The organism is Chryseobacterium piscicola, assembly GCF_900156685.1.
Classification (GTDB): Bacteria; Bacteroidota; Bacteroidia; order Flavobacteriales; family Weeksellaceae; genus Chryseobacterium; species Chryseobacterium piscicola.
In genome coordinates this window covers 66,363-78,817 of the sequence record NZ_FTOJ01000005.1, presented here as the reverse complement: position 1 = coordinate 78,817, position 12,455 = coordinate 66,363, and the positions used below count along the sequence as shown (strand labels likewise).

Below are 12,455 nucleotides of genomic sequence, written 5' to 3'. Positions count from 1 at the left end.
ATTTTACCCTCTGATATTTGCTTTTAATTCTGATTCTAAAGTCTGTAAATCTTGATCTAGTTTTCTTCTGCTTTCTGTACCTTGTTTTTGAATCTGTTTTACCTCGTTTAAGGTATTAATCAACATTGCAGTAGTTTCTTTCAATGTTTCCGCTGATACAATAGTCTGCTCGTTGGCTTTCGCTACATTGATTGAGTTTTGGCCTAGTCGTTCTGCATTTTTCCTCAAAATTTCTTCTGTAGTAGATGAAACTTTCTGCTGAACTTCAATATTTTGCTGCTGTCTGTGCATTGCAACCGCCAATGATAATTGATTTTTCCAAACCGGTAAAGTGGTCGTTAAAATTGTTTGTGCTTTTTCAGCAATCGAAACGTTATTGTTTTGAACCAGTCTTATTTGGGGAAGTGACTGCATCATAATCAAGCGTACAACCTTCAAATCTGCCAATCTCCTATCTAGTCTGTTGATAAAATCTCTTTTATCAGCAATTTGATAATCAGCAAAATTCTGAATATTTGTTTCCATATTTGCCAACTCTACTGTTGCTTTTTCCATTCTAAGATTTCCTGCAATCACCAATTCTTCAATAGCTTTGATTGAGTTGACATTGCTATCAAAAATCGTCTGTAAAACTGCATTATCTTTGGTAGAAGTAATGATTCCTGCATTTACTTTATGAGAAATCTGGTCTATATTGGTGGTTATTTTATCATATTTAGCAAAAAGATTATCCACTTGGCTCATCATCTTTTTCATAAAAGGAAGTCTGCTTAAGAAGCCTTTTACACCGCCGTTGTTGATCTCATCTACGTCTACATAATTGAGTTCAATCAATAAATTATTGATTAATTCCCCAACCTCACCAGAGTTTGATCTTCTTACATTTCCTAAGAAACTATCACTTTGATTGGCTAAAGTTTTCTGTAACTCTGAACCAAAATTCACAATAGAACCAGGATTAGCTTCATCAATTGCATTAGCCATCAACTCGTATTTTTGACGGTCTGCATCCTGAATTTGGTTTAAATTTACGTTTCCGTCTCTATCCACTAAAACTGCAGGAGCTGAACTTTGTGTTGGCTGGGCTGGTGCAATTGGAGTTGGCTCAAACGTTTTCAACGGCTCAATTGACTGTAACGGATCTATATTTTGATTATCCATAATGATTATTGATACATTGATACAAATTTCTCTAGACCATCTCTTTGTCCGCTTCCTACCGCTTCAAATTTCCATTCTCCATTTCTGTTGTATATTCTTCCGAATTCCACTGCAGTTTCTATAGAGAAATCTTCGTCTAATTCATACTTCAAAATCTCTTCGTTGGTTTCTGTATTGAAAATTCTGATAAATGAATTTCTTACTTGTCCGAAATTTTGTCTTCTTGCATCAGCCTCATGAATCGTTACTACAACTGTAATTTCTTTTACAGCATCATCAATTTTAGTTAAATCTATTTTGATTTGTTCGTCATCTCCATCTCCATCGCCCGTAAGATTATCACCAGAGTGTATCACTGCTTTATCTGGAGATTCAAGATTGTTGTAAAAAATGAAGTGATTGTCTGAAACCAATTTTTTGCCGTCATTCAACAAAAACAAAGAAGCATCCAAATCGAAAGCTCCACCAGTAGATGTATTATTGGTATCCCACCCTAAACCAATTGTGAATTTGGGTGCGTTGATGTTTTCTCTTTGTCCTTTTTGTAAGTTAATAGCCATAATTAAGTTCTGTTTGTGTTAAAGTGTTGATATTATTTTCGTATTCTTTTATTAAATGATAATTGTTGCTGATGGCCAGCTCCAGAAGATGATCCATCTGCTCTTTTTTAATTTTAGACGTAAGATAATCAAAATTACTTGAATCTAATCCTAAAATATATTTCACAATCCTGGTATTAAACTGAAAGCTCGGTTTCATCATTACTTCTGTAACATCTTTTACTTCTTTTACAGTGTAATAATTAAAGAAGTTTTCAATCTTCGGATCGATTTCAAAATTTATTAGCTCTGCATAATATAAAAACAGAAAATCTGCGTTTACATTGTATTGGTTAAGGATTTTATTGACGGTAAATTCATGACTTCCTGTGATTTTGATATCATCTATAAAAATACAAAGTTTCCCTTTCAAAAAATCTTTATCTAGATAATAAGTATCATTGGAAATCAAATTTTTACGATCTTCAAAACTCAAATTTCCATAATCTGTGGTATATGTATGATTTCTGTTGATTTTTGAGATGATGCTTGAGCGTTTACCTTTTTGGAACAGATAAAAATCTAGTTGCTTTTTGAAGTAAAAACACAAAAAATTGGAAGCCGTGGGAATCGCCATGTAAGGACTTGGCAATACCACAATCTCTTGATCTGTATCTAAAATTTTTTGATGATCTGCCAAAAACCCATCAAAAAGTTCTTTTGCAAATTTCTCGGCATAGGATTTATCTCCATATTTGAAATAGCTGTATTCTGCGGGTGAAAACGTAAATTCATCTGCCGAATTTATTTTATGTAAACTGTAGCGTTTGTTCATATTATATTTGTGGTTTTAGTAAAAGGGCATTGAATCCAAAATCTTTAGCTCCTTTGTAATCTGCAATCGGATTATCGCCAATATGCAAAATCTGATTTTTCTGTAAATCTTTATTTTTAATTAAATTTTTTACTTCCTGAAAAATTAGGGGATTTGGTTTAGAAATTTTCAATTCATCAGAGTAAATATGGAAATCGATGTATTGATGAAGATTTTCTGCAACTAAAAACTTTCTCATCGTTGTTCCTTTTATGAAACCAGTATTGCTCAATATATTAATGGTCTTTCCCTGATTTTTAATTTCTTCAAAAAACTGATGCAAATTTTTGAAAATGATAACTGGTTTATATTCTAAAAACAGTGATTCACTTTTTTGATAAAATTCGTTTAATTTTTCTTTATTAATAGATTTCAAATTGATATCTAAAGCTTGCAAAATCAAAAGATAAATTTCAAAAGTATCAATATTTCCACCATTCACTTCGTTGATGGTATTGCACAAATCATCATAATATTTTACCACTTTCGCAACTTCAACTATGGGTTTGCTGACTTCAAAAAAAGAAGAAAATAGCTCAACTCTTTTTGCTTTAAATTCAGGATGAGATTTTATTAAGGTAAGCCATAAATCAAAAGAAAAATGAGCATGGTTACGGATGTCGATATCTGTTTTCAAAATGGTTTAAGTAAAATTGTTTTAGCTTCTATTGAAAAAGATTTTTAGTTATTAAATTTTTTTTATCCATATCTTGTGTCTTATTTTAAATCCAAAGATAAAATTTTTCTTTCAAAGAATTTTTTTTTTAAGATTATTTAAGATTGGTTTTAGAGTAAATTATAATTTAATGTAAAAAACTAAAATTAAATCCTCCTATTTCAAGAAAAACATAATAAATACAATATCCTAATTTCATTTATTTACCACTAAAACACCCAAAACAAAATACCTAAACAGAAGTGTATTTTTTTTTCTATATCCGAAATTATTTGATTTTAATGGAAAACCTAACTGTACATTTAAAAACCTTTTAAAAATTAAGACTTATGAAAAATAATCTCGCTACATTCATTAATTTTATTTTCTAATACACAAACTCTAGGATACTTTCCGACTGTAGTTTTTTTTGGGAAAATTTTGAAATGCGAATGAATGTTTTTCATTCTTTAAAATAGTTTAAAACAAAAGGACAAATCTCTAGGATTTGTCCTTTTTAAGGATAAAATAATTTGATTGTCTTTTATTATTCATAACGACAATTTTTAGCGTAAATATCACAAAGTTCTTTTTTACTAGCACCCGTTTTTTAGGCTCACAAATGAAAATTCAACGATTCCATTAAAATTAAAAAAAATATGGGCAAAGGTGTAAACTTAGCAAAAAATATAAAGGGTTTTCAATGATGCCGTATAGCGGACAATAAGATAAAATAATCAGCCCAATAGATGCGCCACCACCTGAACTTGATTTTCTGGATGCTCGTTTGGTGAAATCCTTTGAATGGTTATTTTTAAGTTTTTCTTCAACCCTACTTTCAACAGTTTGTGAAAAATTCTGTTTTCAGTTTTTGGTATAAAACCTATTTTGCTTTTTCCATGATATATTGCAACGGCTTTTGCGTCGTACTTATTGTTTTCTTCTAATTTCAATTTTAATCTGGAACCAATTTTCAGTTGACTGAAAACGCTAGCACCTTCGTAATAGGTAAATCCAGCAATATTGAAGTTTGTTAAGTATTCTGTTTTCATTTTTTTAAAGGTTAAATAGTATTAAACGGGAAGTTAGCATCATTTTAAAAAAACTTCCCGCTATTAGATTTAAAAATCAATTGGGTATATATTGTAAGTGTTTCATTATATTTTTTATGTATTCTTGCTGACTTTTGAAAACTTGTTGTTTTCATTTTTCGCCTACAAAGTAAATATGATTTTTTTGAATACACAAATTTATTTTATTACAATGTATTGAAAATCAATTAATTATATAAATTTTTAACATAAAAAATCCCTTTCCACAACATTTTGCAGAGACATTATTGGTATAAAAAATTGTATATCAATAGCTTATAAACCACTCTTAGTTATTGTATTGAATGTTCAATGTGAATTCAACTATTTTTTCTTTTCTGTTATTTTTTTTCATTCTAAATGATTACACTCTTAAAAACACAAAAAACGCCCTGAATATCTAGGCGTTTCTGTGGTATTTTGATTAAAAATTTACGAGTTTACAGTAAAATCTTCAAGGTTTGCACATTTTTGCCTCATCCTAAGCATCCATTTATAGCCGAATAATCCCTTTATTAAGGGAGAATCACATAGATTTAAGCCGATATGTACTCTTTGTTTTGTCATAATTTTACTTCTGCAAATATATGTGTTTTTTTATTTGTTGATAATTTTCAAAAATAAGGATACCAAGATTGAATGAAATAAGAAATTTTAAAGTTTTAAAAGAGCTTATTTTCAGTTACAAAAAAATAACACTTCTGATGGTTCGGGATATTAATGCTTTTATCGAAAAAAGGAATCGTTGGCTATTTATCCAAAAAGTGGCTAAAGAGGCTAAAAAGTATTTAATTAAGGAATAATTTGAGTCTAAGAATCAAGCTTTTCTAAAGGAATAATAAACCAAAAAGTACTACCCTCGCCTACTTTACTATCTACACCAATTTGACCTTTGTGAGCCTTAATAATTTCGGCACAAATATAAAGGCCAAGACCAAGACCAGAATAATCTTTCCCAGAATGGCTGGCTCGGTAGTATCTGCCAAACAGATTCGGAAGTAAGTTTTCTTGTATTCCATCGCCATAATCTGTCACAGAAACTTTAATATTTTCTTCTATTTTTTCAAAATAAATATAGATATTTGTTGATGATGGAGCATATTTCACGGCATTATTTACAAAATTAATGACCACCTGATCTATCCTATTCTCATCTGCAAAAACATTAATGCTTTCGTCTCCGCCTATTTTTAGATTATACTTGCCATCTAGACGAATGTGGTTACAGGTTTCCTGAAGCATTTCAGATAAATTGAACCATCTTTTTTCTATCTGAAGCTGCCCTTCACTTAATCTCTTTACATTCAATAAATCATTAACCATGTCTGTCATCCTGTCTACATATTTCAGAGACTGCTCTATCATTTGGGCATGCTTATCTCCGAACGGACGATCTTTTATTCTATCCAAATATTGAAGTGAAGCTTTTAGGATTGTAATGGGAGTTTTCAGTTCATGGCTTGCAACAGATAGAAAATCTTCTCTGCGTTGATCAAAAAGCTTGCGCTCTGTAATATCAGAAACCATTGCAACTACACGGTTTGCATTTCCATCATTATCGTATCGTGGTTTTCCGTGCACCTCCAGCCAACGTAGATTTCCGTCTTTCAGTGTAATGGGGTATTCTGTTTTGTAGATGTCATTATTAATAATTGAATTTTTAATTATTTGCTGGAATTTTTCTCGATAATCTGGCAAAATAGTATTTAAAAATTTAGCATAGCTTATTTCTTCTTCAAGTTTGAAACCATGATTCAATTTAAATTGATCTGTCATGATCATTTTGCTTGTTGTAAGATCAATCTCGCCATACCCTAAATAACCAGCTTCTAAAGCTACTTCTAAACGGCTGTTGATATCCGTAACTTCTTTTCTCGCCAATACTTCTTCTGTAACATCATTAGCAACTATTAGTATTAGTTTTTCTTGACTTCCGAGTTCAAAAACAGGATGATAAACAAAATTCAAATAGCGTTCTGTAAGTACTTTGTTTACAGAAATCATTACTTTTATCTCTTTCCCTTTAAATGGTACATGGGTTTCATAAACCTCATCAAGGACACCTAAAAAAGACTGAGTCTCAAGCTCCGGAAGCGCATCTCTCAAAGGAAGCCCAAGTACAGATTTAGCTTTACCCCAAATATCAAGCATCTTATCATTGAGAGCATCTACAATAAAACTCTTGCCTTTCAGCGATGCCATTGCAACTGGTGAGTGCTCTATCATTCTTCGGAAACGCTGTTCTTTTTCGTGAAGAACCTCAATAGCATTCTGCAGATTGACCTCCAGAATCAGAAGGTTTTCATTTTTAGACAAGAGGTCTTCGTTGGTAGCTTGATATTCTTCATTAATAGCTCGCAACTCTTCTGTAAGCTCTTGCTCTGCACGAGATTTTTCATCTACAACTTTCCAAGCAGCTATCCGTTCAGAAACTTCAAATGCGGTATGAAGAATATATTCTGTCTTGCCCTCATTATCGAGGATTGCTTTGTACTCAAAATCAAAAAAGAATTCTTGCAAAACCCCATCTACTTTCAAAATTGCAGAGGTATCTTTTGCTTTAAAAGTTTTCCCAGAATTCCAAACTTCTTTTAAAATATCTATAAATGGCTGATTAATTAGCTCGGGTAATGCATCTATGAAATTTTTGCCTACAACAGATCTATCTTTGCCCCAAAAATCAAGCATAGCTTTGTTAGCTGTCAATATCTTGAGATTTTCTCCCTGATAAACTGCTGTAGCATTGGGTGAATAAAAAAGTACACTGAGAAGTTTCTCAGGATTTATATGTTGAGCTGCGTTCATCCCTTTTGTAAACTACAAATTTAGTGATTTCTTGATATCTAAGGAATACCACAAAAAACAATTACTTCTTTGCTATCTTATTCATTCGCACTATGCATCATTAACGCTAATAGCAGCCATACTATTTACTTTCTTTTTTACTTTTAAGAGACTGTTTAAAAACTAATCACAAATCAAATTTTCTAATTTTTTTTTTAGTTTCCCATTACTAAAGGGTGGGAAAATGCTTGAAAATTCCATCAAAATTATACCGTTTAGAATCAGCGGAATTAATTTTGGTAAAACTTTAAAAAAGTATGAAATTATTAATTAAAATGCTAAGAAATTTTCACCAACAAAAGCAATAAAACCGTTATTATTCATCTGAAATTAAATTGTGTTATCTGAAAAATTGAAATTTTATTTTACAGTTGCTTAAGAGAAAAATTGAAAATAAAAAAAAGCTTTATTTAATTTTAGCTAAAACAAGATAGAGAACACTGCCAATATGCAAATTATAGGGCGAAGAATATCCAGAAACGGAAACTGAAAAAAAAATAAATCACTTTGTTATTATAGTATTTTTATTTCAATAAATATTGGTCCTGATACTGGATGTTGAATTAAAACATCATAAATTATTATCTTTGCTTCAATCAAAATAACACTATGAGTATACACATCAGCGCTAAAAAAGGAGAAATTGCAAAAGTCGTTCTGCAACCAGGAGATCCTTTGAGAGCAAAATATATTGCAGAAAACTTCCTTGAAAACCCAAAATTAGTTAGCCAGACTAGAGGTATTTTATTCTATACCGGAACGTACAAAGGGAAAGAAATAACCGTTGGAGCAAGCGGAATGGGTTTTCCCAGCATCGGAATTTACTCTTTCGAGCTTTTCACAGAGTATGAAGTGGAAACGATCATAAGAATTGGTACTTGTGGAGGATATTCTTCAGAAGTTGCATTATTTGATCTTTTGAATGTGGAAAATGCAGCCAGCGAAAGCACCTATGCAAAGTACGCTTGGGAATTTGAACAAGAAATTCTTCCTAGCCAAGGTAATATCCATAACATCATCAACGAAACTGCCGAAGAATTAGGTTTAAAAATTAAACAAAGCAATATACACAGCAGTGATATTTTTTATAGAAAAGATCCCTCAGTTCCAGCTATTGCAAAAAAGTACAATTGCCCTGCAGTAGAAATGGAAGCTTTCGGATTGTTTGCCAATGCACTACATTTAGGGAAAAATGCGGCTACTATTCTTACTGTTTCAGATATTATTCCAACAAAAGAATTTATTTCTGCCAATGAGAGAGAAACTGCATTGAAACCCATGATTGAGCTTGCTCTTGAAGCAGCTTGGAAAGTGTCTTAGCTCATTTTTTATAACTTAAAATAAAATTATAATACGATAAATGTCTTTTTTGCATTTATCGTATTTTTTATAATAATTTATTCTTTTTTTTTCATAAATATTTGGTTATAAGCACAGAATTATTACATTTAGCTTAAACCTAATAACGGATTCCTGAAACAAAAGAAAAATCTCATGAGGAAATAGAGAAAGTTTGGGAAAAATAAATATATTTTAGTTTTAAAATTAGTTTATAAAGGCATCGAATATTTCGATACTCTTTTTTTATTAAAAATTTGGCCTTTGAATTCAGGAAATATCTTGTTAAGACATTGTATTGGTTTTAAAATCAGCCTTAATAAAAAAATAACTGCGCAGCTCAATATTAATCATTACAATATGAAGAATTTGATTAAATTAGCCATTATTCCAAAAACGAATACTGACGGAAAATTAACGTTATTTCAGAATACGCATGACAAAAAAAAACGCCACGATCTATGATATATCGAAGAAGCTAAATGTAAGTGTGGCAACAGTTTCAAGAGCATTAAACAACCATCCGAGAATAAGCCAAGCAACCAAAGAGCTTGTAGTAAAAACTGCTAAGGAGATGAACTATAAGCAAAACAATCTTGCCAAAGCTCTCAAAAGCGGGGAAACAAAAAACGTTGGAATCATTGTTCCTTATATCAATACAAACTTTTTCTCATCTGTTATCCGCGGAATTGAAGAAGAACTTTCCCTTCACGGCTATCACGTCATCATTTGCCAAAGTCATGAAGATGTTTTAACTGAAAAAAAGCATCTCAATACTTTACTCAACGCTCAGGTAGACGGAATTTTCATGTCTGTTTCCCGAACAACAGTTGATACACAACATATTGAACATATTTTAACTACTTCCAATACACCCATCATTTTTTTTGATAGAAAAAAAGACATTCCAGGGATAAGCACTGTAACAATAGATGATTATAAAGCCGGATACATGGCAACCGAACACTTAATTGATGAAGGTTACAAAAACATCTGTCACTTTGCCGGAGATCTTAATCTTGAAATTTATCAAAACCGTCTGAAAGGATACAAACAAGCCTTAATTGATCACAAATTTCAGGTAAAGGAAGAAAACATCATCTCCACCGGAAGCTCTATTGATGCAGGAATTGAAGCTATAAAAACTTTGTGGGACAGAAAATCAATTCCCGATGCAATATTTTCTGCCAGTGATTTTGCTGCTTTAGGCGCATGTCAGGAATTAAAAAAACGTAAAATTAAAATCCCTCAGGAAGTTGCAGTTATCGGTTTTTCTAATGAACCCTTCACCCAATTTATGGAACTACCGATGAGCTCGATGGACCAAACTCCTCTGCTGATGGGAAATATGGCTGCACAGGTTTTCATAGATCATGTGAAAGATAACTCTTCCGGAGTTTCTATTGAAAAGAAAGTAGTGTTGGCGCCGCAGATTTGTGTAAGGAAATCTTCTAAAAAGAAATAGCTATTTCTTTGCTCCTCTCCTCTTATAATTCATAAGATAAATTCCTTTATCCGATTTTTTTGAGAAATTACTGCTTAATTCCCAAAACAAACGGGCATTATTTCTGGCATCTTCGTTGCTGAAATTTTCGTACTCTATTCTGTAAATTGAACTGAATAAACGCGATCGACCAACACCATGATGACAGTGAATTAAAACTGGATAATTTTGGGGATCATCCATTATTTTCAGAAAGTTCTGTACCGTGCTATCCGCCGGGATTTGGTCTGTCGGAAGATTAAAATAATGCACACCCGCTATCTTTTCTGCAGCAGATTTTTCTGCATTTACCTGGTTTTTATTTTCGGGGTTTAATTCAGTCTGCATCAAACCATCCCGCAAATCTACAATCGTTTTTATTTTATAATCTTCTACAAACTCAGGCAATTTATCTGCCGGCACAACACCCGAATTATAAACCTTATCTTCCGAAATCGTTACCAGATTATAACGTATTTTTTTCTGGTAAAATACAAATGCTAAAACGGAAAGACCCACGACGAGCAAAGGAAAAAACACTCTTCTCAGAACTTTATTTTTATAACTTGGCTTCATTAAATTCAGATTTAAATTAGTAAAGCGAAACTACAACTTTTTGGTAAAGTGTAAACATTCTCTAAACAAATCAGCTCATAAGATCACCTCACCCTATTTTCTTCTGCGAAATAATCTACACTTAGTTACCCGATGTCGCAGATTTGTAATCCGTGTCTTTCTTCAAACATAATAAATTGTAAGCACGGATTGCAATTCGGCGCTATCTACAAAAAGAAAATGCTCCTCACCGAAGCAAGAAGCATTTTCAACCCTAATATTTAATATAATTAACCCATTACAGAGAGACACCTCGTCTCCATGGAATGAAATCATTCTGATTAAGAACGTCCGCTTTGGTTTTTACTTCGCCGCTGGCTACGTTGATGATGAGTTCCAGAAGTTCGTCTGCCGCTTCGGGAATTGTTTTTTCTCCGCTAATGACGGTACCTGCATTGAAATCGATAATGTCTGACATTTTTTCTGCCAAAATCGTGTTGGAAGAAATCTTCACAACCGGCGAAATAGGATTTCCCATTGGAGTTCCAAGACCTGTGGTGAAAAGCACCACTGTTGCACCAGAACCCACTAAAGCCGTTGTACATTCGGCATCATTTCCGGGAGTGCACAAAAGATTCAGACCTGATTTTGTGGCGTATTCTGTGAAATCGAGAACTTCTACAATTGGGGCAGCTCCACCTTTTTTGGAAGCTCCTGCAGATTTCATGGCATCGGTAATTAAGCCGTCTTTGATGTTTCCGGGAGACGGATTCATATCAAAACCTGAACCTGCCGCAACCACAGAGGCTTCAAAATCTTTCATCAGTTTCAGGAACTTTACTCCGTCTTCATCGTTGATGCAACGGTTGACCAGCTCCTGCTCTACTCCACACAATTCCGGGAATTCGGCCAATAGGGTTGTTCCGCCCACTGTCGCCATAATATCTGAAACTTCACCCAAAACAGGGTTAGCAGAAATTCCTGAGAAACCATCTGAACCACCACATTCCAAACCAATGTTCAGCTTGGTAATGGATGCCGGTTTTCTCTCTATTTCGTTGGCTTTTTTAATGCCTTCGTATGAATCTTTGATAACGCCGGTCAGCATTTCATCGATGGTACCCGATTTTTGCTGTTCGTAAACAACAATCTGTTTTTTATTATTGGGAGCCAATGCGTGAAGAGCATCCATAAAAATCTGAACCTGAAGATTCTGACAGCCTAAGCTGAGAACCGTAGCTCCTGCAACATTCGGGTTGTTGACATATCCTGCAAACAATCTTCCCAAAGCTTCCGCATCCTGACGGATTCCGCCACAACCGCCTTGGTGCGTGATAAATCTTGCATCGATATTTTTAAAAATTCTTGTATCCGTTTGTTCTTTTTCAACTTCAACAGCTACCCCGCCATTTAATAATGAACGCAATAATAACTGATGTTTACTGGCTTTATCGTGAAGCAATTCTTTTTCAAAAATATCCTTCAGTGTTTCGATATTCTTGTTTTCGCAGAATACCAATGGGAAAAAAAGCCAGACATTTTCGGTTCCCACCTGTCCGTCTTCACGGTGATAGCCCATGAAAGTACGGTCTTTCCACTTGTCTACGTTGGGTGGCGTCCAGCCTAAAGTTTCGGTTTTGCCAACCACTTTTGCACTCTGGTGTTTTACATTTTCAGTCGTAATCACTTCGCCTTGTTTGATAGATTGATTGGCTTTCCCAACGATTACGCCATACATCAAAATATGGTCGCCATCCTCAAAATCTACAGCAGCGAATTTATGTTTTGCTTTAATATCTTTAAGAATCGTATAATCTGTACCGTCTAGATGCACCGATTCTCCGGCATGTAAATCCATCAACGCTACAATAACGTTGTCTTTGGGATTTACTTTCAGTACTTTCTTTTGCATGAT

The 12,455-nt window shown here is 33.3% G+C and carries 10 protein-coding genes; 2 read left to right on the top strand and 8 right to left on the bottom strand.

Annotation, left to right across the window (positions count from 1 at the left end; translation table 11 throughout):
* Window positions 1–3: 3 nt before the first annotated feature.
* From BW939_RS09160 to BW939_RS09130, 6 genes are all read right to left on the bottom strand, one after another.
* Window positions 4–1,161, bottom strand: coding sequence for a toxic anion resistance protein (locus BW939_RS09160; protein ID WP_185115878.1), 1,158 nt, complete (start codon window positions 1,159–1,161; stop codon window positions 4–6).
* 5 nt (window positions 1,162–1,166) lie between these two features.
* The gene (locus BW939_RS09155) at window positions 1,167–1,721 is read right to left on the bottom strand and encodes a TerD family protein (protein ID WP_076451737.1); all 555 of its coding nucleotides are present in this window, start codon (window positions 1,719–1,721) and stop codon (window positions 1,167–1,169) included.
* Complete coding sequence (locus BW939_RS09150; protein WP_076451736.1) at window positions 1,711–2,535, bottom strand: phosphoribosyltransferase family protein; 825 nt, start codon at window positions 2,533–2,535, stop codon at window positions 1,711–1,713. The genes BW939_RS09155 and BW939_RS09150 overlap by 11 nt, the downstream gene beginning before the upstream one ends.
* A 1-nt stretch (window position 2,536) precedes the next feature.
* Complete coding sequence (locus tag BW939_RS09145) at window positions 2,537–3,211, bottom strand: HAD family hydrolase (protein ID WP_076451735.1); 675 nt, start codon at window positions 3,209–3,211, stop codon at window positions 2,537–2,539.
* A gap of 755 nt (window positions 3,212–3,966) precedes the next feature.
* A complete protein-coding gene (locus BW939_RS09140) occupies window positions 3,967–4,281 on the bottom strand; it encodes an HIRAN domain-containing protein (RefSeq protein ID WP_076451734.1) in 315 nt (104 codons plus the stop codon).
* 849 nt (window positions 4,282–5,130) lie between these two features.
* Entirely contained in the window at window positions 5,131–7,125 is a 1,995-nt protein-coding gene (locus tag BW939_RS09130; RefSeq protein ID WP_076451732.1) for a PAS domain-containing sensor histidine kinase, read from the bottom strand.
* Window positions 7,126–7,773: 648 nt separating this feature from the next.
* Here BW939_RS09130 and deoD point away from each other — a divergent pair.
* Both deoD and BW939_RS09115 read left to right on the top strand, forming a co-directional pair.
* Complete coding sequence (gene deoD, locus BW939_RS09125; protein ID WP_076451731.1) at window positions 7,774–8,484, top strand: purine-nucleoside phosphorylase; 711 nt, start codon at window positions 7,774–7,776, stop codon at window positions 8,482–8,484.
* 454 nt (window positions 8,485–8,938) lie between these two features.
* On the top strand, window positions 8,939–9,967 hold the full coding sequence (locus BW939_RS09115; protein ID WP_076451729.1) for a LacI family DNA-binding transcriptional regulator: 1,029 nt from the start codon (window positions 8,939–8,941) through the stop codon (window positions 9,965–9,967).
* Here the strand turns inward: BW939_RS09115 and BW939_RS09110 are convergent, their stop codons facing one another.
* Together BW939_RS09110 and BW939_RS09105 are read right to left on the bottom strand one after the other, a co-directional pair.
* Window positions 9,968–10,561: a dual specificity protein phosphatase family protein gene (locus BW939_RS09110; RefSeq protein ID WP_076451728.1), complete on the bottom strand. Its 594-nt coding sequence runs from the start codon at window positions 10,559–10,561 to the stop codon at window positions 9,968–9,970.
* Window positions 10,562–10,838: 277 nt separating this feature from the next.
* Window positions 10,839–12,452 (bottom strand): UxaA family hydrolase, encoded by a 1,614-nt coding sequence (locus BW939_RS09105; protein ID WP_076451727.1) that lies wholly within the window; start codon window positions 12,450–12,452, stop codon window positions 10,839–10,841.
* Window positions 12,453–12,455: the final 3 nt, after the last annotated feature.

Excerpts from the sequence above, each read along its gene's own strand:
- BW939_RS09130 (WP_076451732.1), bottom strand. The coding sequence starts at position 7,125 with ATGAACGCAGCTCAACATATAAATCCTGAGAAACTTCTCAGTGTACTT.
- BW939_RS09105 (WP_076451727.1), bottom strand. The coding sequence starts at position 12,452 with ATGCAAAAGAAAGTACTGAAAGTAAATCCCAAAGACAACGTTATTGTA.
- BW939_RS09140 (WP_076451734.1), bottom strand. The coding sequence starts at position 4,281 with ATGAAAACAGAATACTTAACAAACTTCAATATTGCTGGATTTACCTAT.
- BW939_RS09110 (WP_076451728.1), bottom strand. The coding sequence starts at position 10,561 with ATGAAGCCAAGTTATAAAAATAAAGTTCTGAGAAGAGTGTTTTTTCCT.
- BW939_RS09160 (WP_185115878.1), bottom strand. The coding sequence starts at position 1,161 with ATGGATAATCAAAATATAGATCCGTTACAGTCAATTGAGCCGTTGAAA.
- BW939_RS09155 (WP_076451737.1), bottom strand. The coding sequence starts at position 1,721 with ATGGCTATTAACTTACAAAAAGGACAAAGAGAAAACATCAACGCACCC.
- BW939_RS09150 (WP_076451736.1), bottom strand. The coding sequence starts at position 2,535 with ATGAACAAACGCTACAGTTTACATAAAATAAATTCGGCAGATGAATTT.
- BW939_RS09115 (WP_076451729.1), top strand. The coding sequence starts at position 8,939 with ATGACAAAAAAAAACGCCACGATCTATGATATATCGAAGAAGCTAAAT.
- deoD (WP_076451731.1), top strand. The coding sequence starts at position 7,774 with ATGAGTATACACATCAGCGCTAAAAAAGGAGAAATTGCAAAAGTCGTT.